Here is a 25099-nt window from a genome sequence, read left to right on the forward strand (position 1 = left end):
ACCGCGCCGGACGGGAGCGCACTGCATTACGGGCACGATGCGGCAGGGTGGATAACGCGCATCACCGCACAGAAAGCAGACGGGGAAACCGACGGCATTACTGAACTGGCGTATGACGTGGCCGGGCGGCTGACCAAAGCCGCCAGCCCGGATGCAGTGGTGGAATACGCCTATAACCGGGCGGGGCAGGTCACATCGGAAACGGTGAACGGCGAGGCACTGCAGAGCGGTTACGATGCAGGCGGTCAGCGTGCTGTCGTGGAAGGGATTCTGGCCCCGCTGCAACTGGCGTGGCAGTCGGGGCGGCTGTCGTCGCTGGGTATCGGTTCCCATCAGCCACTGCAGTTCAGTCACACGGCGGCGGGCGAAGAGCAGCGACGCAGTAACGGCAGCGGGTTTGCATTACGCCACGAGTGGAGCCCGACGGGGTTGCTGCAGCGTCAGGCGCTGGAGGGCGCGGACGGCCGGGTGAATGACGTGCTGGAACGTCTAATTTAGTCATGTAAATAGCTAGGAGCGATTAAGTGAATTGAAAGGTGAATAATATGAAAATAATAGTGATTGATGGTGATAAGTAAAAATCTCCTCCACATCACTCAACCCATCACAAAACCATTACGCCAACATCCCCTCGCTTTACCCAAGTCGTCCTCCCATTAGGTAATGTCTTAATCGCCAGCGACAAACTCGTTTGTCCGTTCTGTTCTGCCAGCTGCCTTTCAAGAATCTGTTCTCTACTATATATCGACTTATCCTATCCGTACTGCTGCCGTTGCTAACGGTGTCTCCATCGTCACTTATCCTCGTTTTTAATAATTACTTTCTTAATTCTTATTATGTTTATTTATGATTGGAGTTAATTATTAGCGGCGTAAATAAAAAAACTGAATATGTCATTCAGTTTTTTTATTGTATTAGCGTAATGATTTTATTCTATTGTTTCTACTCCACTGTTATGCAGTTTATTTCATTTTTTAAATTAATGTAAAGTAATGAGGTTTTTTTGTATATGATGAATAACGAATTAGTTTCATCACTAATATTAAGTGAGTTAATTAAATATCGGCGTAGATTTACCCAGTTGACGAAATCAATTAGTGAAGAAGAGTCTCAGGTGACTCAAGTTCAATTACCCAGAATTCGTGCTTTTGTTGAAGAAGAACGTTGCATTGAACTCATTCTGCCTGCGTTTCCGTTTAAATCTCCTAGCCCTTATAAGGTGTTGGGAAGAACGCCAGATATGGCGGAACGGTTGTCCTTGACCTTCCTGAATTCGTTATGTCAGCGTATTCAGCTTTATTATCCACCCGGTGCGCATATCCGTATTTGTTCTGATGGGCATGTATTTGGCGATCTGATTGGGACCAGCGACGAAACGATTAATATTTATCAGGATGAGATTGAAAATTTACTGCATGAACTCGGTGCCGTTCATCTCAGTGTTTTTAATCTTAAAGATGTAGAGAATATGGCGGCGCTCACCGCTGACTATGATCGCCTTCGCCAGCAGCTGGTTGAGAATTACGCTGACTCAGAAGAGGAAGTGAAAGCGCAGCTCATGCAGAGCGAAGAAGGTTTGCAGCTTTACCGCTCAATGACCCGTTTCCTCTATGAAGATAGCCTGAGGCCTGACTATACCGGCTCTAATGCGGCGTTACAGAAAGATGCCAAAAAACGCGCATGTAGCGTTATTCAACGCAGTTGGGCATGGGGCAATCTGCTTGCTGAACAATTCCCTGACGCCATTCGGTTGTCTATTCACCCGCAGCCTTCGGACAGTCTGAAGCTGGGTATTCATATGATGCCCACCAAGGACGATTGGTTGACGCCCTGGCATGGAGTAGCCGCTAATGTTAATGGGCAGTTTGTGTTAATGAAGAATATAGATGCACAGCAACTGGACGGTGAAATCGTGGAAATCCGCGGTATGCCTAGCCATTACTTAGTTAAACAGCCTGATCTGGCATAAGCGTACTGTTCTCGCCTTATCGTTCACCGAGGCATCAATATTGTCATCTTATAAAGGAATATACACGATGGAAAATAGCATGGACCGTTGCATTAAACCGCCTTCCACTTTTGATGCGTTGCTGACGTCTGTTGAAACAGAGCAGGGCATCGCCACACTGCCTAACGACACGCTGCGTGCGCTAGCCCGAGAGCATCATCTTCTGGTACTGCGTGGGGGGTCTTCCGGTTTTTCTGAGCAATGAAGCATTGACCAGGTATGTCGGTTATCGGGGAAATAATGCGTGATAACGAGTTACCGACCGGGGAAGTGCGTTTCTTTAACTAGCCTGTACTGGAACACCATAATGTTAGGCCGGAAACGCAAAGCGTATGAGTAAGAGAACGATCACTTTGTTTAACGGCAAATTGAAAATAAGCTGTTGTTAAGTTTATACTTTTTTGCCACTGGAATGATTTGATGTGGCCGTTTCATACGTAATAACGTGCTGAAATCCGCCACGCGTTATGGGGTAAAGCGTGCCCCATAACGCTATTGCGAATTGTGTTTTTAAAATAGAATACGTGCACGGATGTTCTATCGCAGGGTTGCAGTAAATGAAACTATTTTTGGCCGTGATTTTTTCAGTATCGATGATTCCCCAGACCGGTTTTTCGGCAACAAAAACGGATGCGCTGACGGTGCTGAAGCATTTGGATGTGACTACTTTCCGCAGTTCTTTTGGGCCGAGACATTTCCCTAAGGGGACGCTGCTGAAAGATACCAGTGATTATGTGTTTAGCCAGAAAAAAGACTGGGCAGAAGCAACAGAAACAGATGGCAGTTGGACGTATTCGCTACGTATTATCTCGGAAAATGAAAAAGAAATTACAGTCTGTTTCGTGGATGATGCGCATGTGGGAAGTTACTTTTCAATGAACCCTTTCCTGATAAAGAAAACGAAAAATACTCAGTCGTACTCGATGACTAAACTTGAGCCTGGCACCGGAGGATGTGCGCTCAGTGATGAATAATTATGATCGTCGTTGGTAAACGAACGACGTTATCCGAACGTTGCTAAAAATAAGGAGCCGCTATAAGCCACTCCTTTGTTGTTTCTATTCTTGCTGTTTTACAGCGCTTTATCGGTCAACAAGTCGACCTTGCTGGCTGTTGAGACACGCTCAAGGTACGCGTGAACGTTAGGGCCAAACTGTACGCCTTTCACGATCGTGAGCGACAGTAAGATCGGGAACAGAATAAAGTCGGTGGTGGAAATGGTGCTGACATTTGCCAGACGCGGCTCCAGCGCCTTGAGTTTCTGCTCCACTTCCGCAATCAGTTCTGGCGTTTTTGCGATCAGAGCATCCAGATCGCCGAAGGCTTTTTCTTCGCGCAGGATATAGGCGTGACGCGCCTCTGGCGTGGAAAGCTCTTTGAAATCGGCTTTCGTAAAACGCGGAATCGCAAGGTTAAACACCGCGCTGGAAACGGACTTACACCAGGCTTCAATCTCAGCATCAACTGGTTTGTCGGCGATTAACGGCGCTTGCTTGCTGTCGACATAGTGGACGATGTCCATGCTTTCCGGCATGAAGCTGCCATCTTCTTTCTGCAGGATCGGCACCACTTTGCGACCCACCATGCGCGTTGGTGTGTCGATGTCGCCTTCCATGATGACGGATTGCTCAACAGGCAGATTTTTCAGGCCAAAAATCATTCTGGCTCTGACACAGAATGGGCAGTGTTCGTAAATGAAAAGTTTCATGCATCGCCTCGTAAGATTTTGAAAAAGGCAGCAAAAATTTGCCAGCCTTGTCATGACAAGTCATGCCATCAGAGTAATACCTGATGCGGTTGGCGGTAAAGCAAATGTGCCTGAAGATGGCGATGACAGGGAAAAGAAGGGCGCGGTGTGGATCCGCCTTATCCTCGTAGGATTCCTGTATGATGCAGTGAAACCCCTTTTGCGGAAGAGAAATCATGGATCGCCTGAGCGCGCTGGAAACATTTATCTGCGTTTTTGAAACGGGATCGTTTTCCGCGGCGTCTCGTAGGCTCGGTATTGGCCAGCCTGCGGTATCCAAAGCGATCATGCAGCTTGAAAATCAGCTGGCAACGCCGCTGCTGCTCCGCTCTACCCGAGGGCTGACGCCGACAGAAGCTGGGCAGAATTTTTATGAGCAAATCGCCCCCGCGTTAAAGTTACTGGGGGATGCTCAAGAGCATGTGGTGAGCGGGAGCGCGGCGCTGTCTGGGCGGCTACGCATCGGTGCACCTGTGACGTTTGCCAGACAGCTCATCATACCGCGGCTCCATGAATTCATGGCCGAGCATCCCCAGCTAAATATCGATGTCATTCTGGACGATCGCCCGATCGATCTGATTGCTGAAGGCATTGATGTGGCACTGCGTTTAGGCGACATGAAGGATTCAAGCCTGATTGCCCAGCGGTTGGCATCGTGTTCCATGCGCCTGCTGGCGACTCCTGACTATTTTGCACGTCACGGTGTGCCCGCTTCTCCTGACGTTCTGGCTGCGTATCCTGCCGTCATCTATTTGCAGGGAGAGAGAACCGATCGCTGGATTTTCTCTCAGGGGGGAACACAGACCACGGTATTCCCCAATGGGCGTATCCGAGTTTCTGCGGCGGAAGGCGTGCGTGCAGCGGTGCTATCCGGTGTAGGACTGATTGTGGCGTCGGAATGGATGTTTGCGCCAGAGCTTGAAAGCGGGCAGGTCGTCACCGCGCTGGATTCATGGTCACTGGGTAAAATGGATCTCTGGGCTGTCTACCCCGGAGGCCGCATGACATCAGCCCGCGCCAGAATTTTTACCGATTTCGTCCAGCATCTTTTCTCCTGAAATATTCCTATTCGGAATAGCTGATATCCATTTTACCTCTCTACTGGGAATGAATAGGGCGCTTTATGCTCTTCTCATCACCTGCCGACTTCCGGCAGGAAACACACAGACAGGTATGATGATGAGTACATTATCCAGCGAAGCCGATATCCGAACGCAGCAAGCTCCCGGCAAAGTATTGATTTTCTCAATGGCAGCAGCCAGTGGTATTTCTGTTGCCAATATCTATTACAACCAACCGATGCTGGGCGTGATCGGCGAAAGCTTTACGTCGAGCGGGGCAACTTCGCTGATTCCAACCGTGACGCAGTTAGGCTATGCCTTGGGGCTGCTACTGCTGGTTCCACTCGGCGATAAGTTTGACCGCCGCCGGTTGATCGTGTGGCAATTTTTGATGCTGGCGTTGGCTTCTGCGTTTGCGGCCTTGTCGACATCGGCTGTCGCGTTATTAGGTGCTTCGCTGCTCATCGGTTTTGGGGCGACCGCCGCACAGCAGATTGTTCCGGCTGCGGCGGCACTTGCTGATGCGAAACAGCGTGGTGCGATTGTCGGAACGGTGATGAGCGGACTATTAAGCGGCATTCTGCTTAGCCGTACGATTGCGGGACTGGTGGCGGAAAGCGCAGGCTGGCGGGCGATGTTCTGGCTGAGCGTGCCGCTGGCGTTAGCGGGCGCGTGGGCGATGGGAAGAATGTTACCGACTTCACCATCGAATCAAACCGTTCGTTACCGTGAGCTGATGCGTTCGCTGGTGACGCTGTGGCAGGGTGAACGCGCATTGCGTAAAGCCACGCTGATTCAGGCGCTGCTGTTTGCATCGTTCAGCGCGTTCTGGAGCGTGCTTGCGCTGTATCTGGAAAGTGGAAGTTTCCAAATGGGCGCTGCCGCTGCGGGCCTGTTCGGCGCGATTGGCGTCGCGGGAATTTTTGCGGCTCCGCTGGCGGGAAGACTGGCCGATAGCCTCGGCAGTCGTCCGGTTGTGATTGCTGGCGCGCTGCTGACGCTGCTCTCATGGGCAATATTTATCGGTTTCGATTCTGTTATTGGCCTGATTATCGGTGTTGTCCTGCTCGATCTCGGCGTACAAAGTGCGTTAATTGCCAATCAACATGTGATTTACGGGCTCGGTGAAGCGGTCAGAGGCCGGATCAATACCGTATTCATGGGCGGTATGTTTCTGGGGGGCGCGGCTGGCTCCACGGTTGCGATGGCTGCATGGCATCAGGGAGGATGGCTGATGGTCGGAGCGCTTGCTAGCGTTCTGGCAATGATGGCGCTGCTGGTTGCGCTGATGAAAACCCAAAAAGCGTCATTGCAACCGGGGGAAAGCAGGCTGAAATAGCCAGATAGGGCGGCTGGGAAGTCTCACCAATGTTGTTTTACAACCGGTAGATTAACCTTACTTGCTGATGACAATACTATACATTTGGCTTGCTATAGTCCTTCCATCCCTTGTCAGTACCTCACATCCCTGTGAGTGTTGTGTTAGTTAACCATCCCTGTCATTAGAATGACCTTGGCCCGCCTTGTGCGGGTTTTTTTTTGCCTCTCTCCCGCTCGCAGGGTTCGTGTTGAGCGTGTCTATTCCGAGTCGTGATTAACTGAATGATCGGAAGCGACTTTGATAACGACTCGGTTTCTGCCTTCATGTTTGGCCTGATAGAGGGCGTCGTCCGCGATTTTCAAGACGCTATCGATCTGCTCCATTCCCGGAATAAAACAGGTGACACCGAGTGAAATCGTGATGTTTTCAGGAATCGGCAGCGGCATTTTTTCCACTTTTTTACGCAGCCGTTCAGCAATATCAGCGGCCTGCGTCATGTCCGTATCGGGCAGAAGTGCGAGGAACTCCTCTCCGCCCGTGCGGCAAATCAGATCGGATTCGCGTGAACCCTGCTTTATGCTTTTCGCCAACAGCCTGATGACGTCATCGCCGATATTGTGTCCGTAGGTATCATTCACGCGTTTGAAGTGGTCGATATCAATCACGATGGCGGCAACCTGATTGCTCTTTGAGAGAATGAGTTCAATGTTTTCATAGATGCCACGGCGATTGAGTAATCCGGTGAGTGGATCGGTATGGGCCTGCAAACTCAGTTTGCCGATTCGCTTGTGCAACAGCAGAGTACCGAAAAGAATGACGCGTTTTAGCTGCTCAACCTCAAAATACCAGGAGGGGACTTTCTTGATTTTTTCAATCACGCCGGACTCCTCCATTTTACTGGCAGAAACCGCCAGCAGGCGCAGAGGGTTGGCGATATAGAAGGCCAGTAGGGTGAGTGCGATAAGCGTTAATGTCATCACCGGTGCGCCTTCATATAAAACGGAACGCATCACGCTGCTGAGCAAATCGATAACGGTTTGAGAAGGGTGCAAAGTAATGATGATCCAGCCGGATGAATTGACCGTATCGAAACCCGCCAAAGACGGCGTACCTTGCATATCGGGCATGGCAGCGGTGCCACTCTTCTTGTTGTGAAGCGCGTTTTTAATTCTCTCGTCGCTGACGGGCTTGCCTACCCACTGCTTATCCTGGTGATAGAGAACAATCCCGCTTTTATCGATTACGTAAACGCTAGAGTAATCATTATAAAAATGGGTGTTCATGAATTCGTTTAAGACGCTTTGATTTTTTAAATAAATGGTTCCGCCGATGTAACCGAGATAATTTCCCTGTTTGTCTTTTATCGGGGAAGAAACCAGCACGATCAGATTGCCCGTAACTGAAATATAAGGCTGGCTGATTAACGGCTTTTGTTCCACAAGTGCCAGCTTACTGGCCTCTGAGGTTAGCGTGCTGCCTTTCAGATTCAGCGAGGTTGGGTAAACCGCGTGTATCTGATTCTGGGTATCCGCAACGAAAATAGAATTAAAGCTTTGGCTCATGCGGTATGTCTGTTCACTTTTCTCCAATAGCGCTGCATCGTCACTAAAACTGTCCGCTATCGATATCGCGCTGTAAGCCAGCTCCTGCAGTGACGAAGATAAAAAACTTTCTGTGGTCGCCGCTAACTTGGAAGAATAGTTAAGGTTTGAACTCAGTATCTGATCGGTAATGAGCTTTTTTTGTACATTATAAACAGCAACATAGGCATTGGTCAGCGTGATGATCATGCTGATAATGGCGAGGGATAAAATGAGTGAACGCAAATTGATTGGGAATCGTTTTTTTATTTTCATTGTTGGCCGCACCTATTTTCCGCTAGGTAAGCAAAATAATGCTTTCTTTTTGTTATGTAGCACGGGCGGGGGCATCTCTTGCGACCAATGAATAAACCCGCCATTCAAAGTTATAGACGCTAATTGGGCTATCTGGCAACGTATTGATATCTCTCCAGCATCTTCAACTTAATGCAGGGAATGTACGATCTCCAGCGTACCGTTAATGATGAACTGCACGCCCATGCAAACCAGCAGAAATCCCATCAGCCGTGAAATGGCCTCAATGCCGCTTTTCCCGATCAGACGCATAATCAGGCCAGAGCTTTTCAGACTGAGCCAGACGATCAGGCTGATCAACATAAACGTGAGTACGGGGGCAACGGTAATCACCCATGGCGTGATATCGACACCGCTCTTGATCTGTGAGGCAGAACTAATGATGAGGGCAATGGTTCCTGGCCCCGCGGTGCTGGGCATCGCCAATGGAACGAAGGCGATATTGACCTCATTGGCGGAGAAACTGTCGTTAATTTCTTCTTTTTTGCTTTTGACTTCAGGCGCATGTTCTGGCTTCTGCTGAGGAAAAAGCATGCGAAAACCGATAAAGGCGACGATGAGCCCGCCGGCAATGCGCAACCCAGGAATGGAAATTCCGAAGGTATTCATTACCACCTGACCCGCGTAGTACGCGACGGTCATAATGATGAAGACGTAGAGCGAGGCCTGAAAGATCTGGCGATTTCGTTCCCCCTGGCTCATGTTGCCGGACATCGCTAAAAATACCGCTACCGTTGTCAGTGGGTTCGCGAGTGGCAGGATTAACACCAGACCAAGACCAATGGTTTGAATCAATTCCAGCATTCTACGTTCCTTTTATTGGGGCGTTTCGTCAGTTCAGGAAAACGGTCACTGATGACCTGTTGCTATGATGTCTGGCGCGGCTTAGGCCAGTTCATCCTCCGCTAATTTTTTAAAACGATAGAGTGTTTTCGTCAGCATATCGCGAGAAAACATATCAAACATTTGGCCGATCTTCTTCCCAATCAAGCCCCCCGGTGGGTTGTAGCGAATCGTCAGCGTTACGGTTGTACCCGCTTCCGATGTGGCCGGCTGAAAAGAAAGGCGGCCTTCATTCGGAACCCGTGCCCCTTCCAGCGAACGCCAGTGGATATACTCCCCCGGTTTTTCATCAATAATACGAGCCCGCCATTCAATGAGCGCACCAATCGGTGTGTTAATCCGCCAGTTAGAGTCGGTATAGTTCAGTATCTCGATACTGGCGAAATGGCCCATCAGGATCGGCAACGTTTCCGGTTTGCGCCAGAGATCAAACAAGCGTTCTGCCGGGCGATTGATCGTAATGCTGCTGCTGATTTCATTGGCATAACTGCCGTTTTTCGCTGCGGTTCTTCTTAAGAAAGAGGGAAACACCCGTCATACTCCCTAATGGATTATTACCCCTTTATGGGCATATTCAGGCCATTCTGACCGATCTCGACCAACGAAGCAAAGTGGAGACGGTGGCGATAGTGTTGGTGCAAGCTATCACAGCAATAGTCAGAATTTTTACACAGCTAATGTTGCGTTAATGTTGGTTCGGTACTGTAAGAGTCAGACAGAAGCCGAATGAAGTGCCGCAAAACACCAGGGTTTTTACATAACGATAATAGCAGTACCCCGCCCACTATTTTTAGTGGGCTTTTTTTTATTTGTACTTCCTGTTTAGATATTTTATTGCTATGTAAATTGATATTTATCAATTTATCGTTAATGGCTTTGTACCTATTAAGATGTAATGAATGTGTATCCCTATATTCTGTTATTAAATGGCGCACTGGTTGTGTGGTAATTTACTTTATAGACATGTCGTGATACGTTTATAACCAGCTTTTATGCTGGTAGGAATAAATATGAGTAACCCATTTGTTGCTAGGTGGAGTCGTAATGGCAACCTGCTTTGCCACGGCCACTGGTTAATATCTTATAAAGAAAATGATTTCACGTTACCGGAAAAATATAAAGAAAATCATATGGGAACGATGGGGATCTACTCTATCATCGATCCTGATGATGAAATGTACCGGGACGGACTCGATGAAGATGATTGGATTCTGGAAAATATCGACTGGCTGGCCGATAGCTTTGAAGAAAATAATGTCCCTATCGAAGAATGTTATTTCAGATATTTCTTTCAGGCGATAAATAAGCAGGACTGGCGATGCACCAGTTGTGCAGGTTGTATGTAAATCGCTCCATCATTATTAATTACTCTTATTCCCTCTGTATTCCTATCAGCCGACGATCTAGTAGAGTCGTGCTATTTTCTCCCTGGTTAATCGGTAGCGTTTTATTCGATCTCCCTCGTTTTTCATCTCTTTTCATCTTCTTTGCTATGCGCTTCGCATACCGCGCAGCGGAGCGTCTTTTTCAGGGAAAAGTGTTACCCTGACCCAACAATCCTTGATTAAGATGAGGCGGCAATGACGGAAGCTGACATTCTGCGGTTAAGTGCTTTGGTGGGCGAGAAACTGAAGGCGCGTGGTGCCACGCTGACGTGTGCAGAGTCCTGCACCGGAGGCTGGCTGGCTAAGTCTATTACGGATATCGCGGGTAGTTCTGGCTGGTTTGACTACGGCTTTGTGACATACAGCAATCTGGCCAAGCAGCGTCTGGTGAATGTGAACGCAGAGACACTGGAACAGCATGGTGCGGTGAGTGAAGCCGTCGTCAATGAGATGGCCGCAGGGGCTTTGCAGGGCGCCGATGCAGATTTTGCCATATCAGTAAGCGGCGTCGCCGGGCCAGACGGGGGAACCGAAGAGAAGCCCGTCGGCACGGTATGGTTTGGCTTCACAGACAAACAGGGCGAGGCATTCGCCCGGACAATGCGGTTTAGCGGAGACAGAAACGCGGTGCGCCTGCAATCGGTCCATTTTGCGCTGCAAACGTTGCTCGACACGTTTCTGAAAAAATAACCTTGATGCTGTATGCGTATACAGTATAATGTCAGTAATTATTCGGCAATTCATGATTAAGCAGCCGCGTAGAGACAGCAGCTTTACGCCGCATGACAGGAGCAGAAATGGCTATTGATGAGAACAAACAAAAAGCACTTGCGGCAGCACTGGGTCAAATCGAAAAGCAATTCGGTAAAGGTTCTATCATGCGGTTGGGCGAGGATCGCTCAATGGATGTTGAAACCATTTCTACAGGCTCTTTGTCCCTGGATATCGCTTTGGGTGCCGGTGGTTTACCGATGGGGCGTATCGTTGAGATTTATGGCCCAGAATCTTCCGGTAAAACAACGCTGACCTTACAGGTTATTGCTGCTGCTCAGCGCGAAGGCAAAACGTGTGCGTTTATCGATGCTGAACATGCGCTGGACCCGATTTATGCGAAGAAGTTGGGTGTAGATATCGATAACCTGCTGTGTTCTCAGCCTGATACCGGCGAGCAAGCGTTGGAGATCTGTGATGCACTAACGCGCTCTGGTGCTGTTGACGTTATCATCGTCGACTCCGTTGCGGCACTGACGCCGAAAGCAGAAATTGAAGGTGAAATCGGCGACTCCCACATGGGGCTGGCTGCACGTATGATGAGTCAGGCTATGCGTAAACTGGCGGGCAACCTGAAGCAAGCCAATACGCTGCTGATCTTCATTAACCAGATTCGTATGAAAATCGGTGTGATGTTCGGTAACCCTGAAACCACGACCGGTGGTAACGCTCTGAAGTTTTACGCCTCTGTTCGTCTGGATATTCGTCGTACTGGCGCAATCAAGGAAGGCGAAGAAGTTGTCGGCAGCGAAACCCGCGTGAAAGTCGTGAAGAATAAAGTGGCAGCACCGTTCAAACAGGCTGAATTCCAAATTCTGTACGGCGAAGGCATCAATATCCACGGTGAGCTGGTCGATCTGGGTGTGAAACACAAGCTGATCGAAAAAGCCGGTGCCTGGTATAGCTATAACGGCGACAAGATTGGTCAGGGTAAAGCGAATGCCTGTAATTTCCTGAAAGAGAACCCAGCAATTGCTGCGGAACTGGATAAGAAATTGCGTGAAATGCTGCTGCACAAAGGCAATGAGCTGACGCCAGCCGCTGCTGGAAATAGCCATGACGAAGATGAATTCGCTGGTGAAGGCAACGAAGAGTTTTAATCGTGGCTGAATGGATTGTGACAGGGGACTTCAGCGGATAGATGGATGAATAAACCATTACGCTATGCGATGAATGTGCTTTCTGTTCGCGATTATAGTGAAACCGAAATACGCCGCAAATGTGCGGCGTATTTATATAAGTCAGAAAGCGCAAACGCAGAAGATGAAGCAGATGAAGCCACAGCCCAAGCTGCGGCGGAAGATGTGGAAGCGGCTATTGCGTACTGCAAAGAACACGGTTGGCTGGATGACGAGCGCTATGCTCGCCGCTATATCAGCAGCCGGAGCCGCAAAGGCTATGGTGCCCAGCGGATCAAAATGGAGCTAAGCCAGAAAGGAATCGATAAGACAACGTTAGCCACAGCATTAAACGAGAGTGATATCGATTGGTGTGCGTTGGCGAAATCAGTTGTGGAACGAAAATTCGGGCATCCTCTGTCCGATGAATGGAAAGACAAAGTCAAACATCAGCGATATCTGCTCTATCGTGGCTTCTTTCATGAAGAAATCCAGTCAATTTATACGAATTTTTCAGATTGAACGCACACGGGATTTTACTTCCCATCGAAGAAAATTTATCTTATTCCCACTTTTTTGTTCGTGAGTTGCTCGGTAACGTCAGCATGCTGGACTAACCTTGCCCGCGATCTGTTCTTCTAGCTTGATTCCAGGACAATTATGAGCAAGAGCACCGCTGAGATCCGTCAAGCGTTTCTCGATTTTTTCCACAGTAAGGGACACCAGGTTGTTGATAGCAGCTCTCTGGTGCCGAACAACGATCCGACATTGTTATTCACCAATGCGGGTATGAACCAGTTCAAAGATGTGTTCCTCGGTCTGGATAAACGTAGCTATGTCCGAGCGACGACCTCGCAGCGCTGCGTACGTGCCGGTGGTAAACATAATGACCTGGAAAACGTAGGTTATACCGCACGCCACCACACCTTCTTTGAAATGCTGGGTAACTTCAGCTTCGGTGACTATTTCAAGCATGATGCGATTCGCTATGCGTGGGAATTGCTGACGTCTCCTCAGTGGTTCAATCTGCCGAAAGAAAAACTGTGGGTAACGGTATACGCAACAGATGATGAAGCCTATGACATTTGGGCTGATGAAGTTGGCGTACCGCGCGAAAGAATTATTCGTATTGGTGATAACAAAGGCGGGCCTTACGCCTCTGATAATTTCTGGCAGATGGGCGAAACGGGGCCATGTGGTCCGTGTACCGAGATTTTCTACGATCACGGTGAGCACATCGCAGGTGGCCCACCGGGAAGCCCTGATGAAGACGGCGACCGCTATATCGAAATCTGGAACCTGGTGTTCATGCAGTTCAACCGTCAGGTTGACGGCACAATGCTGCCACTGCCAAAACCGTCCGTCGATACCGGCATGGGGTTAGAACGCGTTTCTGCCGTTTTGCAGCACGTCAATTCAAACTATGACATTGATTTGTTCAAAACGCTGATTGAGGCGGTAGCGAAAGCCGTCGGAACGACGGATTTAACCAATAAGTCGCTGCGTGTTATTGCCGACCATATCCGCTCTTGTGCGTTCCTGATTGCTGATGGCGTGATGCCATCTAATGAAAACCGTGGTTATGTTCTGCGCCGTATTATCCGCCGCGCTGCGCGCCACGGTAATATGCTGGGCGCTACGGACGCCTTCTTCTACAAACTGGTTGCGCCGCTGATTCACGTCATGGGGCCAGCGGCTGAAGAATTGAAAAAACAGCAGTCTGTAGTTGAGCAAGCACTGAAGACAGAAGAAGAGCAGTTTGCCCGCACGCTGGAACGCGGCTTGTCTCTGCTGGACGAAGAAATTAAAAACCTGAAAGGGGATACGCTGGATGGTGAAACAGCCTTCCGCCTGTATGACACCTATGGTTTCCCTGTCGACCTTACTGCAGATGTGTGCCGCGAGCGCGGCCTGAAAGTCGATGAAGAAGGCTTTGAAGCTGCGATGACGGCACAGCGTCAGCGTGCGCGTGAAGCTAGCGGATTTGGCGTAGATTACAACAGCCTCATCCGTGTGGATGAAAACACGCCATTCTGCGGCTATGAAAAAACGCAGCAGGAAGCGAAGGTTATTGCGATTTATCACAATGGAAACGCGGTTGATCAGATTGCGGCAGGTGATGAAGCGGTTGTGATTCTGAACGAAACGCCATTCTATGGTGAATCCGGTGGTCAGGTTGGCGACCAGGGTGAACTGAAAAATGCGGGCATCAGCTTTGCCGTTCAGGATACTCAGAAATACGGTCAGGCAATTGGTCACGTCGGTAAACTGACTCAGGGTACGCTGCGTGTTAACGACAGTGTCGATGCAAACGTTGATAGCCAACGCCGCGATCGCATTCGTCTGAACCACTCTGCGACGCACCTGCTGCATGCTGCGCTGCGTCAGGTTCTAGGCGATCACGTCGCGCAGAAAGGCTCTCTGGTTAACGATAGCTATCTGCGTTTTGACTTCTCACATACGGAAGCGATGAAACCTGAGCAGATTCGTCAGGTTGAAGATATCGTCAACGCGCAAATCCGCCGTAACCTTACCGTGCAAACGGATGTCATGGCGCTGGACGATGCGAGAGCGAAGGGCGCAATGGCGCTGTTCGGCGAGAAGTACGACGACCATGTCCGTGTTCTGACAATGGGTGATTTCTCCATTGAGCTTTGTGGGGGCACGCACGCAAGCCGTACGGGTGATATCGGCCTGTTCCAGATCATTTCTGAGTCAGGTACTGCTGCCGGCGTGCGTCGTATTGAAGCGACCACAGGTGAGAATGCGTTGTCTGCGCTGCATCGCCAGAGCGACGTTTTGCAAGACATTGCGCAACTGCTGAAAGGGGATAGTCACAACCTGACGGATAAGGTACGCTCTGTTCTGGATCGTGCCCGCGCGTTGGAGAAAGAGCTTCAGCAGTTGAAGGCTCAACAAGCGGCGCAGGAAAGCTCGTCGCTGTCTGGCAAAGCAAAAGAGGTTAACGGTGTGAAGTTGCTGGTTACGCAACTGGACAACGTAGATCCCAAGCTGCTGCGCACGATGGTTGATGACCTGAAGAATCAGCTTGGATCTGCGGTTATCGTTCTTGGAACGGCGGCAGAAGGCCGGGTTAGCCTGATTTCTGGTGTAACGAAAGATCTGACTGACCGTGTAAAAGCCGGTGAACTGATTGGGTTTGTTGCCCAGCAGGTTGGCGGTAAAGGCGGTGGTCGCCCAGATATGGCTCAGGCGGGCGGCTCAGACGTCTCTGCACTGCCTGCTGCGCTGGCAAGCGTTGAATCTTGGGTTGCTGCTAAGCTGTAAAACGACAGATAACGTTTTATTCGCGTTATCCGACAAAACGCCATAACTTTCTGGTTGTGGCGTTTTTGTCTGCGGAAAAGGATCCGGCAAGCAGGATAGAAAGTGTGTTACCTTCAGATATTCTGAAGCTTTACATGCTCAGTCCTGTTGTTGTGATAACAAAAGCACAAGCTACTGATATCGACTAAACTAACAAGTAGTGACAAACCGGAGTGTGATGGTGTGGTTATACCATCGTCTAGGTTTACGTTTTCACGGCACATGATGGATAATGGCGGGGAGACAGAGAGACCCGACTCTTTATAATCTTTCAAGGAGCAAAGAATGCTTATTTTGACTCGTCGAGTTGGCGAAACCCTCATGATCGGCGATGAGGTAACGGTTACCGTATTAGGAGTGAAAGGCAACCAGGTGCGTATTGGTGTTAATGCACCGAAAGAGGTTTCTGTCCACCGTGAAGAGATCTATCAGCGTATTCAGGCCGAAAAATCTCAACCAACGTCATATTGATTGACAATGCGTCTCGTGTTCGCGGGACGCAATTGTTATTTCCTGCTTTTCCCCCACTTATTTATCGACATATCCATTTTTACTGTGCGTTGCCTTTGGCAAGGTAACCGCCTGTTTTTCTGTCGATAAAATAGACTTTTTGTTGTGAAAGTGCGCGTCTTGGATGCGAATTGTTCAAACGAACACAAGGTGGGAAAAATTGTTTGACTTATAAGTCTGGGAAAGTAATATGTGCGCCACGCAGTACCGGTGAGCACTAACAAGAAGTTCTTAGTAGCGAATCAGGTAATGTAAGGTGAGGTGGCCGAGAGGCTGAAGGCGCTCCCCTGCTAAGGGAGTATGCGGTCAAAAGCTGCATCGAGGGTTCGAATCCCTCCCTCACCGCCATTTAATATGCATCCGTAGCTCAGCTGGATAGAGTACTCGGCTACGAACCGAGCGGTCGGAGGTTCGAATCCTCCCGGATGCACCATTAAATACTGCCTTTGCAAGGCAAGTAGTAAGTGAAAGCAAGTTTTGTCGCAGATGAAGAATTATCAATGCATCCGTAGCTCAGCTGGATAGAGTACTCGGCTACGAACCGAGCGGTCGGAGGTTCGAATCCTCCCGGATGCACCATTCTTAAGTATCTCGTTTAATTGCTCACCCCATTATTTCTGCACCACACTCTGCATCCGTAGCTCAGCTGGATAGAGTACTCGGCTACGAACCGAGCGGTCGGAGGTTCGAATCCTCCCGGATGCACCATATTTCGATATAGATAAAATTCTTGCCTTAGCGCAAACTAGTAAGCGTAAGAATAACCTTGCTTTAGCAACGACTCAAAGTACTAAGCAAGACAGATAGTTTTCTCCGATACGCCATTTCTGTTTTACCCATCGCTCTCTACCCTATTTTCGCTCTCAGCGTCACAGCCTTCTGTTCTGCTGATATCAGAATGATATTTTTCTCATTACTCCCGTGTATTAATTCTTACCTCTCCCTTGCCTGTATATTGATATTGAGCCGACGAGTAAATGAAGACTGCCTTACTACTATGGGGGTAATAACCTGTTTTTTATAAGGTTATTGAGTAAGCGACAACGTTTTCACTTTACGATAAAGTAAGCTCTCTTTTCAGTGATCATGGAGTCATGATGTACGATCGCTATCAAGGGCTGATCTTTGATATGGATGGCACCCTGCTTGATACCGAACCAACGCACCATAAAGCGTGGGATCAGGTTCTTGCCCGATATGGTATGAGATATGATGCCAGTGCCATGACAGCATTGAACGGCTCGCCCACCTGGCATATTGCACAGCGTATTATCGACAGCCATCAGGCCGATATTGATGCTCACCAACTCGCGGCGGAAAAAACGGCTGTGGTTGAGGAAATGCTGCTGGATACGGTAAAACCACTGCCGCTGATTGATGTTGTTAAGCACTATCGCGGACGGCGTCCTATGGCAGTTGGCACTGGTAGCACGCATGGCATGGCTGATAGATTGCTAACGCATTTGGGGCTGCATGATTATTTTGATGCAATCGTTGGGGCTGATGATGTTATGCAGCATAAGCCTTTCCCCGATACCTTTCTGCGTTGCGCTGAGTTGATTTTTGTCGCACCGGAACACTGTATCGTGTTTGAAGATGCAGACTACGGCATTGAAGCCGCTAAACGCGCTAACATGGCCGTGGTTGACGTCCGTACATTGTGAGTGAGTTCTGGGCCGTTTTTTCTCTTTTCTGGAGTAGCCTGCTCAGTGCAACACTGCTGCCTGGCAGTTCGGAAGTGCTGCTGGTAACGTTATTGCTTGCTGACAGCGCAAAGCCCTACCTGTTGATTGCTGTGGCAACGGTAGGAAATACGCTGGGTGGGTTAACAAATATTTTTATAGGGCGCTTACTCCCTCAGCCAAAACAACAAGCTGGGTATTCGGTGGCCATGCGCTGGTTACAGCGCTATGGCTGCGCTGCGTTGTTATTTAGCTGGGTGCCGGTAGTAGGCGATTTATTGTGCGTGTTAGCGGGTTGGCTACGCATGCCCTGGGTGCAATCGGCGGTTTTCATCGGTATTGGAAAAGCGCTGCGGTATATCGTATTGACGGGTATAACGTTGCAGGGGATGGCGTGGTGGTCTTAACCAGATTGCAATGCAAACTGGTGAGTGCTGCTGAGTTTCAATTATGCTTACAACCATTACATTTTAACAACGGGAGGTCGATTTGATCCCGGACATTTCAGAAGCACTTTCTTGGCTGGAAAAACACCCACTGGCAGTGAAGGGTATTCAGCGTGGAATTGAACGCGAAACATTGCGCGTAACAGCAAATGGACATCTTGCTACGACTGGGCACCCCGAGATATTGGGTTCGGCGTTGGCACACCCGTGGATTACGACAGACTTTGCAGAAGCGCTGTTGGAGTTTATTACGCCTGTCGATAAAGATGTCGATCACCTGCTGACGTTTCTGCGCGATATTCATCGCCACGTTTCCCGTAATCTGGGCGATGAGCGGATGTGGCCATTGAGCATGCCGTGCTTTATCGACAGCGAGCAAAATATAGAGCTGGCGCAGTATGGCTCATCAAATATCGGGCGCTTCAAAACGCTTTATCGTGAAGGGCTGAAAAACCGTTATGGCGCGTTGATGCAGACTATTTCCGGCGTGCATTATAACTTCTCTCTTCCGCTGTCATTCTGGCAGGCGCGAGAAGGGGTTACTGATGCAGAAAGCGGGAAAAAAGCGATATCTGCGGGATACTTCAGGCTGATCCGTAACTATTATCGCTTTGGCTGGGTGATCCCTTATCTGTTCGGTGCTTCTCCGGCGATCTGTTCTTCCTTCCTGAAAGGTCGGGAAACCGCGCTGCCGTTTGAGCGTACGGAAAAAGGCATGCTTTATCTGCCTTATGCGACCTCTCTACGGCTCAGTGATTTAGGCTATACCAATAAGTCACAGAGCAATCTGGGGATTACGTTTAACGACTTGGATACCTATGTCGCTGCGTTAAAACGCGCGATAAAAACGCCGTCTGAGGAATATGCTCGAGTTGGTATGAAGAAGGATGGTCGTTATCTACAATTGAATACGAACGTCTTGCAGATTGAGAACGAGCTTTATGCGCCGATTCGTCCGAAGCGTGTGACGCGTGCGGGTGAAACGCCATCTGATGCCTTGTTGCGTGGCGGAATCGAATATATTGAAGTGCGTTCACTGGATATTAATCCTTTCTCCCCGACCGGGGTGAGTGAAAGTCAGGTTCGTTTCCTGGATTTATTCCTGATCTGGTGTGCGCTGGCAGATGCGCCTGAAATGAGCGCGGATGAGCTACTGTGTACGCGTAAAAACTGGAACCGAGTGATTCTGGAAGGGCGTAAACCTGGGCAAACGGTGGGTATGCGGTGTGAAACCATCCAGCAGCCAATTGCTGACGTGGGGAAATCTCTGTTTGCGGATTTACGTCGCGTTGCGGAAGTACTGGACGCGGAAAACAATCAACCGCACTATCAACAGGTATGCGATGAGCTACTTGTTGGTTTTGACGATCCAGAAACGACGTTCTCTGGGCGACTATTAACGTTGATGAAGCAAGAAGGCAATGGTAGCGTGGGGCTGAATTTAGCGGAAGAATACCGCAAAATGCTCAGCAGCGAGCCGCTGCAGGTGTTGACGGAAGAACAATTGGCTGCGGCGAGTGAGAAATCCTGGCAGCGCCAACGTCAGATTGAGTCTGAAGATACGATGAGTTTTGACGACTATCTGGCGGCGAATTAAAAAGAAAAGGCCACAGAAACTGTGGCCAAATAAACATCTCTAATAGGGATGATGATAATAAATGCGCGTCTTTCAGTAAGTCAGACTCGCATAAAAAGGAAAAGTTCTCGGAAACGAGAAAAAATGAATTTTTTTCTTTGAGGAGGTGAAATTATGCCATTACTAGACAGCTTTACCGTTGACCATACTCGTATGGCTGCACCCGCAGTTCGGGTCGCTAAAACCATGAAAACCCCTCATGGCGACAATATCACGGTATTTGACCTGCGCTTCTGTCGTCCGAATATTGAAGTCATGCCAGAGCGTGGCATCCATACGCTAGAGCATCTGTTTGCTGGCTTTATGCGCGATCATTTAAACGGTGATGGCGTTGAAATCATCGACATTTCTCCGATGGGATGCCGTACGGGTTTCTACATGAGCCTGATTGGCACGCCGGATGAGCAACGTGTTGCTGATTCCTGGAAAGCGGCGATGGCAGACGTTCTGAAAGTGACTGATCAGCGTAAAATTCCTGAGCTGAACGAATTCCAGTGTGGCACCTATGAGATGCACTCACTGAAAGAAGCGCAGGACATTGCTCAACACATCGTGGATCACGATATTGGTATCAACCAAAATGACGATCTGGCGCTGCCGAAAGATAAACTGGCTGAGCTACATATCTAGTTTCGTGGGTATGTACAGATAAAAAAAGAGAACCGAAGTGGGTTCTCTTTTTTTTATGCTCGTGAACGCGTCAGACTGCGAGGAAGTGCTGTATAACCCGACTGCCGAAGTAGGACAGCGTCAGCATAAGGGCGCCGATCAGGCTGAACCAGACGACGCGCCGTCCCCGCCATCCTTCATGGTAATGTCCCCAGAGCAACAGAATATAGATGAACCAGGCAAACAGGGAGAACACGGCCTTGTGCAGGTTCTCTTTGTTATCGATCAGGTCATCCATATAAAACAAACCGGTACAGAGCGTCAGCGTGAGCAGAATGACGCCAATCTGTGTGATGTGAAACATTTTGCGCTCAATGCCCATCAGCGGCGGCATGTCAGCGGCAAATCCCAGCTTTTTATTCTTGAGTAGGTAATCAAGCCAGGCGAGTTGAAGCGCATAAAGAGCAGCAATTAACAGCGTTGCATAGGAGAAAAGGGCCAGTCCGATATGGATCATCAGGCCGGGCGACGCTTCCAGATGCGTAATAAACTCACTCGGCATGAAGCTGGCGAAGGCCAGATTGATCAGCGCAAAGGTGTAGACGATAGGAAGAATAAACCAACCGCGATCGCGCGTGGCGACAAACGTCATCACCGTACAGATGATGAGGCTGACCAGAGAACCGATATTCAGCAAGCTAAGGTTTTGGCCGACCTGAACATCGAAAATGCGTTGATAGAGCGCCACCGCATGACAAATTAGCGCAGCGCTGGCCGAGAGTATTGCCAGCCGACGATATGCACTGTTCTTGCGCAGCAGACTGGGGATAATCAGTCCGAGGCTGAGTGTGTAGGCGACAAGCGCCACAATAGCGAAAACAGACATACAGATTAGGTTATTAAATATCAACTAGGTAAAATGAAGAATCAGTATAGCGTTAGTCGTCGCGGGCACCAACAGTTCTCCGTCAGCAGCGCTGAGATCGTTCCCGCTTTTGTGTATAATCTCTTCCATTCGTGTCGCGCTGGCGGCCTGTCTTACGTTGAGCATGAGATATGTTTGAAAATTTAACCGATCGACTCTCGCGCACATTGCGCAATATCAGCGGCCGCGGGCGGTTGACTGAAGACAACATAAAAGAAACGCTGCGTGAAGTGCGTATGGCATTGCTGGAAGCCGACGTCGCGTTACCCGTGGTGCGTGATTTTATCAATCGCGTGAAAGAGCGCGCTGTCGGACATGAAGTCAATAAAAGTCTGACTCCGGGCCAAGAGTTCGTCAAGATTGTTAAGAATGAACTCGTCAGTGCAATGGGTGAAATCAACGCGGAGCTGAATCTTGCCGCGCAACCGCCTGCGGTTGTTCTGATGGCCGGTCTGCAAGGTGCGGGTAAAACGACCAGCGTGGGCAAGCTGGGTAAATTCCTGCGCGAAAAGCATAAGAAAAAAGTGCTGGTGGTTTCAGCTGACGTTTATCGCCCTGCGGCGATTAAACAGTTGGAAACATTGGCAGAGCAGGTGGGTGTCGATTTCTTCCCGTCAGACGTGCAGGAAAAGCCGCTTGCTATCGTAGAACGTGCGTTACAACACGCTAAGCTGAAGTTCTACGATGTCCTGTTAGTCGATACCGCGGGTCGTCTCCACGTTGACGACGCGATGATGGACGAAATCAAGCAGGTTCACGCGGCGATTAAGCCAGTTGAAACGCTGTTTGTTGTTGATGCCATGACGGGGCAGGATGCGGCGAATACGGCGAAAGCCTTTAATGAAGCGCTGCCGCTGACCGGTGTGATCCTCACCAAAATTGATGGTGACGCCCGCGGCGGTGCGGCGTTGTCTATCCGCCATATCACTGGCAAGCCAATTAAATTCCTCGGCGTCGGCGAAAAAACCGAAGCGCTGGAGCCGTTTTACCCTGAGCGCGTTGCCTCGCGAATTCTCGGTATGGGCGATGTGCTTTCACTGATTGAAGATATTGAAAGCAAGGTCGATCGTACACAGGCAGAAAAGCTTGCCAACAAGCTGAAGAAGGGCGATGGGTTCGATTTGACCGATTTCCTGGATCAGCTCAAGCAGATGCGCAACATGGGCGGCATGGCGAGCATGATGAGCAAAATGCCGGGCATGGGCCAACTGCCTGATAATGTTAAGTCACAAATGGATGACAAGGTGCTGGTGCGTATGGAGGCGATCATTAATTCGATGACGCGTCAGGAGCGAGCCAAACCAGAGATTATTAAAGGATCGCGTAAACGCCGTATCGCACAGGGTTCCGGCATGCAGGTACAGGACGTGAACCGTCTTCTGAAGCAGTTCGATGACATGCAACGAATGATGAAGAAGATGAAAAACGGCGGTCTGGCGAAAATGATGCGCGGTATGAAAGGGATGATGCCACCTGGATTCCCGGGCCGTTAATCACCGAAATCGATGGTGTAGAGAAACTCTTGGCGTGATTATACGCTTTAGATTGCTTTTTGCGCCAAAATGAGTAAAATTTTCGGGCTTTTTATATGACATACTGTGCTCCGTTCCTCGATGGGGCCCAGTTGTTTTATTCACTAAAGAGGATGTTATGGTAACAATTCGTTTGGCACGTGGCGGCGCGAAAAAACGCCCCTTCTATCAAGTAGTCGTGACCGATAGCCGCAATGCGCGTGATGGTCGTTTCATCGAGCGCGTAGGTTTCTTCAACCCAATCGCATCTGGTCAAGCAGAAGCCCTGCGTCTGGATCTGGACCGTATCGAGCATTGGCTTGGTCTGGGTGCAACTGTGTCTGATCGCGTATCTTCGCTGATCAAAGACGCTAAAAAAGCAGCATAACCTGTTGCGGTGGTGATAATGAGCAATCAACTCAGCCCAAAACCTCCTGTTAACCCGATTGTGATGGGGAAGATAGGATCGGCATATGGCATCCGAGGTTGGCTCAGAGTGTTTTCATCCACCGAAGATGCCGAGAGCATTTTTGATTATCAACCTTGGTTCATCCAGAGTAAAAGCGGTTGGCAGCTTGTCGAGATTGAAGGCTGGAAGTATCACAATCAGGATCTGATCATTAAAGTGAAAGGTGCTGATGACCGTGATGCGGCTAATTTACTGACTAATTGTGAAATTGTCGTAGATTCGTCACAACTGCCCGATCTGGGCGAAGGTGATTATTACTGGAAGGATCTTATTGGCTGTCAGGTCGTGACCGTAACCGGTTATGAGTTAGGTAAAATCATCGACATGATGGAAACCGGCTCGAACGATGTGATGGTAATAAAGGCCAACCTGAAAGATGCCTTCGGAGTCAAGGAACGGCTGGTTCCGTTCCTCACCGAACAGGTTGTTAAGCGCGTCGACCTTTCTGCTCAAACTATTGAAGTAGATTGGGATCCTGGTTTTTGAACTCTGAATCTACCAGTAGTACCCAGCGGAACGAGACTATGTGGATTGGGGTGATTAGCCTGTTTCCAGAGATGTTCCGGGCAATTACTGATTACGGAGTCACTGGCCGGGCAGTTAAAAATGGCCTGCTGAACGTACAGTATTGGAGTCCTCGCGATTTCACTTACGATCGGCATCGCACCGTGGACGATCGGCCTTATGGCGGCGGCCCCGGAATGCTGATGATGGTGCAACCTTTACGGGATGCGATCCACGCAGCAAAAGCAGCGGCAGGCGAAGGCGCGAAAGTGATTTATTTATCACCTCAGGGCCGTAAATTAGATCAGCAAGGCGTACATCAACTCGCTACGAACCAGAAGATGATTCTGGTCTGTGGACGGTACGAAGGGATTGATGAGCGCGTAATTAAAACCGAAATCGATGAAGAATGGTCGATCGGCGATTACGTACTCAGCGGTGGGGAACTGCCAGCGATGACCCTGATTGACTCCGTTGCCCGCTTTATACCGGGCGTTCTGGGGCATCAGGCTTCAGCAGAAGAAGATTCTTTTGCCGATGGATTGCTGGACTGTCCTCATTTCACACGCCCTGAAATACTGGAAGGCATGGAAGTTCCGGCGGTGTTACTGTCCGGTAACCATGCGGAGATACGCCGCTGGCGATTGAAGCAGTCGCTGGGCCGAACCTGGCTTAGAAGACCTGAACTTCTGAAAAGCCTAGCTCTGACTGACGAGCAAACAAGGTTGCTGGCTGAATTCCAACGTGAATATCAGTCTGAGCAACAAGAGTATTAGGTGGTTACGCCGGTTTACCGCGCGAACCCAACTATCAGTTTACCTAGGGTAAGAGACATATTATGAGCAACATCATTAAGCAAATCGAAGACGAACAAATGAAGCAGGACGTACCTGCATTTCGTCCGGGTGATACCGTAGAAGTGAAGGTATGGGTTGTTGAAGGTAGCAAAAAACGTCTGCAGGCATTCGAGGGCGTGGTTATCGCTATTCGTAACCGCGGTCTGCATTCTGCATTCACTGTTCGCAAAATTTCTAACGGCGAAGGCGTGGAGCGTGTATTCCAGACTCACTCTCCAGTAGTTGACAGCATCGCTGTTAAACGTCGTGGTGCCGTGCGTAAAGCCAAACTGTACTACCTGCGTGAGCGTACTGGTAAGTCTGCTCGTATCAAAGAGCGTCTTAACTAAGATAGCGCTTTCGCAACATCCGAAAGTTGTTATTTATAAGGGGTTTAGCCTTTGGCTAAACCCTTTTTTTGTCAGCTTTAAACCACCTCCTCGGGAGGTGGTGATTGTTCCTGTGAGGCTATAGCCTGAAGAAAGCCCATGCCAG

Annotated in this window: 25 protein-coding genes, 4 tRNA genes and 1 pseudogene; 25 read left to right on the forward strand and 5 right to left on the reverse strand. The window is 49.4% G+C overall.

Annotated elements, in window-relative coordinates; genetic code table 11:
* The 4 genes and pseudogenes from NXT09_RS22050 to NXT09_RS22065 form a co-directional block, all read left to right on the forward strand.
* Nucleotides 1-498: pseudogene (locus NXT09_RS22050) on the forward strand (RHS repeat domain-containing protein); the annotation flags it as partial.
* A 511-nt stretch (nucleotides 499-1009) separates the two neighbouring features.
* Entirely contained in the window at nucleotides 1010-1969 is a 960-nt protein-coding gene (gene pvcA, locus NXT09_RS22055; protein WP_370690992.1) for an L-tyrosine isonitrile synthase, read from the forward strand.
* A gap of 67 nt (nucleotides 1970-2036) precedes the next feature.
* A complete protein-coding gene (locus tag NXT09_RS22060; RefSeq protein WP_268581166.1) occupies nucleotides 2037-2213 on the forward strand; it encodes a hypothetical protein in 177 nt (58 codons plus the stop codon).
* A gap of 352 nt (nucleotides 2214-2565) precedes the next feature.
* Entirely contained in the window at nucleotides 2566-2982 is a 417-nt protein-coding gene (locus NXT09_RS22065; RefSeq protein WP_268581167.1) for a bacteriocin immunity protein, read from the forward strand.
* A 98-nt stretch (nucleotides 2983-3080) separates the two neighbouring features.
* Here the strand turns inward: NXT09_RS22065 and grxB are convergent, their stop codons facing one another.
* Nucleotides 3081-3716 carry a glutaredoxin 2 gene (grxB, locus tag NXT09_RS22070; protein WP_268581168.1) on the reverse strand — a complete coding sequence of 212 codons (636 nt, stop codon included), beginning with the start codon at nucleotides 3714-3716 and terminating at the stop codon, nucleotides 3081-3083.
* Between the two features lie 215 nt (nucleotides 3717-3931).
* Between grxB and NXT09_RS22075 the strand changes: the two genes are divergently transcribed.
* Complete coding sequence (locus NXT09_RS22075; RefSeq protein ID WP_268581169.1) at nucleotides 3932-4813, forward strand: LysR family transcriptional regulator; 882 nt, start codon at nucleotides 3932-3934, stop codon at nucleotides 4811-4813.
* Nucleotides 4814-4928: 115 nt separating this feature from the next.
* Nucleotides 4929-6155 (forward strand): MFS transporter, encoded by a 1227-nt coding sequence (locus NXT09_RS22080; protein WP_268581170.1) that lies wholly within the window; start codon nucleotides 4929-4931, stop codon nucleotides 6153-6155.
* Nucleotides 6156-6394: 239 nt separating this feature from the next.
* Here NXT09_RS22080 and NXT09_RS22085 read toward each other — a convergent pair whose 3' ends face one another.
* The 3 genes from NXT09_RS22085 to NXT09_RS22095 all read right to left on the reverse strand — a co-directional run bounded on the left by NXT09_RS22085 (nucleotide 6395) and on the right by NXT09_RS22095 (nucleotide 9406).
* Nucleotides 6395-7993 carry a sensor domain-containing diguanylate cyclase gene (locus NXT09_RS22085; protein ID WP_205554823.1) on the reverse strand — a complete coding sequence of 533 codons (1599 nt, stop codon included), beginning with the start codon at nucleotides 7991-7993 and terminating at the stop codon, nucleotides 6395-6397.
* 168 nt (nucleotides 7994-8161) lie between these two features.
* A complete protein-coding gene (locus NXT09_RS22090) occupies nucleotides 8162-8836 on the reverse strand; it encodes a MarC family NAAT transporter (protein ID WP_010307203.1) in 675 nt (224 codons plus the stop codon).
* Nucleotides 8837-8917: 81 nt separating this feature from the next.
* Complete coding sequence (locus tag NXT09_RS22095; protein WP_240583595.1) at nucleotides 8918-9406, reverse strand: SRPBCC family protein; 489 nt, start codon at nucleotides 9404-9406, stop codon at nucleotides 8918-8920.
* Between the two features lie 479 nt (nucleotides 9407-9885).
* Here NXT09_RS22095 and NXT09_RS22100 point away from each other — a divergent pair, with 479 nt between their 5' ends.
* The 14 genes from NXT09_RS22100 to luxS all read left to right on the forward strand — a co-directional run bounded on the left by NXT09_RS22100 (nucleotide 9886) and on the right by luxS (nucleotide 20380).
* The gene (locus NXT09_RS22100; RefSeq protein WP_039536292.1) at nucleotides 9886-10221 is read left to right on the forward strand and encodes a PM0253 family protein; all 336 of its coding nucleotides are present in this window, start codon (nucleotides 9886-9888) and stop codon (nucleotides 10219-10221) included.
* A gap of 234 nt (nucleotides 10222-10455) precedes the next feature.
* On the forward strand, nucleotides 10456-10950 hold the full coding sequence (gene pncC / locus NXT09_RS22105) for a nicotinamide-nucleotide amidase (protein WP_268581171.1): 495 nt from the start codon (nucleotides 10456-10458) through the stop codon (nucleotides 10948-10950).
* 107 nt (nucleotides 10951-11057) lie between these two features.
* On the forward strand, nucleotides 11058-12131 hold the full coding sequence (gene recA / locus NXT09_RS22110) for a recombinase RecA (protein WP_010285348.1): 1074 nt from the start codon (nucleotides 11058-11060) through the stop codon (nucleotides 12129-12131).
* Between the two features lie 45 nt (nucleotides 12132-12176).
* Nucleotides 12177-12671: a recombination regulator RecX gene (recX, locus tag NXT09_RS22115; RefSeq protein ID WP_205554827.1), complete on the forward strand. Its 495-nt coding sequence runs from the start codon at nucleotides 12177-12179 to the stop codon at nucleotides 12669-12671.
* A gap of 138 nt (nucleotides 12672-12809) precedes the next feature.
* Nucleotides 12810-15437: an alanine--tRNA ligase gene (gene alaS / locus NXT09_RS22120; RefSeq protein WP_268581172.1), complete on the forward strand. Its 2628-nt coding sequence runs from the start codon at nucleotides 12810-12812 to the stop codon at nucleotides 15435-15437.
* A 324-nt stretch (nucleotides 15438-15761) separates the two neighbouring features.
* Complete coding sequence (csrA, locus tag NXT09_RS22125; RefSeq protein WP_005972168.1) at nucleotides 15762-15947, forward strand: carbon storage regulator CsrA; 186 nt, start codon at nucleotides 15762-15764, stop codon at nucleotides 15945-15947.
* Between the two features lie 294 nt (nucleotides 15948-16241).
* A tRNA-Ser gene (locus tag NXT09_RS22130) sits at nucleotides 16242-16334 on the forward strand.
* An 8-nt stretch (nucleotides 16335-16342) separates the two neighbouring features.
* Nucleotides 16343-16419 (forward strand) — tRNA-Arg (locus tag NXT09_RS22135).
* 69 nt (nucleotides 16420-16488) lie between these two features.
* Nucleotides 16489-16565 (forward strand) — tRNA-Arg (locus tag NXT09_RS22140).
* Nucleotides 16566-16617: 52 nt separating this feature from the next.
* Nucleotides 16618-16694, forward strand: a tRNA-Arg gene (locus NXT09_RS22145).
* Nucleotides 16695-17083: 389 nt separating this feature from the next.
* Nucleotides 17084-17650, forward strand: coding sequence for a fructose-1-phosphate/6-phosphogluconate phosphatase (yqaB, locus tag NXT09_RS22150; protein ID WP_268581174.1), 567 nt, complete (start codon nucleotides 17084-17086; stop codon nucleotides 17648-17650).
* A complete protein-coding gene (locus tag NXT09_RS22155; RefSeq protein WP_039288358.1) occupies nucleotides 17647-18075 on the forward strand; it encodes a YqaA family protein in 429 nt (142 codons plus the stop codon). Before yqaB ends, NXT09_RS22155 begins: the two co-directional genes overlap by 4 nt.
* 82 nt (nucleotides 18076-18157) lie before the next feature.
* Entirely contained in the window at nucleotides 18158-19711 is a 1554-nt protein-coding gene (gshA, locus tag NXT09_RS22160) for a glutamate--cysteine ligase (RefSeq protein WP_268581173.1), read from the forward strand.
* Between the two features lie 153 nt (nucleotides 19712-19864).
* Nucleotides 19865-20380 carry an S-ribosylhomocysteine lyase gene (gene luxS, locus NXT09_RS22165; protein ID WP_014916315.1) on the forward strand — a complete coding sequence of 172 codons (516 nt, stop codon included), beginning with the start codon at nucleotides 19865-19867 and terminating at the stop codon, nucleotides 20378-20380.
* Between the two features lie 70 nt (nucleotides 20381-20450).
* Here luxS and NXT09_RS22170 read toward each other — a convergent pair whose 3' ends face one another.
* Nucleotides 20451-21245 (reverse strand): cytochrome C assembly family protein, encoded by a 795-nt coding sequence (locus NXT09_RS22170; RefSeq protein ID WP_010286006.1) that lies wholly within the window; start codon nucleotides 21243-21245, stop codon nucleotides 20451-20453.
* Between the two features lie 170 nt (nucleotides 21246-21415).
* Between NXT09_RS22170 and ffh the strand changes: the two genes are divergently transcribed.
* The 5 genes from ffh (at nucleotide 21416) to rplS (ending at nucleotide 24954) form a co-directional block, all read left to right on the forward strand.
* Nucleotides 21416-22777: a signal recognition particle protein gene (ffh, locus tag NXT09_RS22175; RefSeq protein ID WP_095700327.1), complete on the forward strand. Its 1362-nt coding sequence runs from the start codon at nucleotides 21416-21418 to the stop codon at nucleotides 22775-22777.
* Between the two features lie 157 nt (nucleotides 22778-22934).
* Nucleotides 22935-23183, forward strand: a complete 249-nt coding sequence (gene rpsP, locus NXT09_RS22180) for a 30S ribosomal protein S16 (RefSeq protein ID WP_010285998.1) — start codon at nucleotides 22935-22937, stop codon at nucleotides 23181-23183.
* An 18-nt stretch (nucleotides 23184-23201) separates the two neighbouring features.
* Nucleotides 23202-23750, forward strand: a complete 549-nt coding sequence (gene rimM, locus NXT09_RS22185; RefSeq protein WP_010308358.1) for a ribosome maturation factor RimM — start codon at nucleotides 23202-23204, stop codon at nucleotides 23748-23750.
* A 38-nt stretch (nucleotides 23751-23788) separates the two neighbouring features.
* On the forward strand, nucleotides 23789-24544 hold the full coding sequence (trmD, locus tag NXT09_RS22190) for a tRNA (guanosine(37)-N1)-methyltransferase TrmD (protein ID WP_010285995.1): 756 nt from the start codon (nucleotides 23789-23791) through the stop codon (nucleotides 24542-24544).
* Between the two features lie 62 nt (nucleotides 24545-24606).
* Nucleotides 24607-24954, forward strand: a complete 348-nt coding sequence (rplS, locus tag NXT09_RS22195; protein WP_010285987.1) for a 50S ribosomal protein L19 — start codon at nucleotides 24607-24609, stop codon at nucleotides 24952-24954.
* The last annotated feature ends 145 nt before the right edge of the window (nucleotides 24955-25099 follow it).

The sequence above is a fragment of the Pectobacterium jejuense genome, from assembly GCF_026800125.1.
GTDB classification, from domain to species: domain Bacteria; phylum Pseudomonadota; class Gammaproteobacteria; order Enterobacterales; family Enterobacteriaceae; genus Pectobacterium; species Pectobacterium jejuense.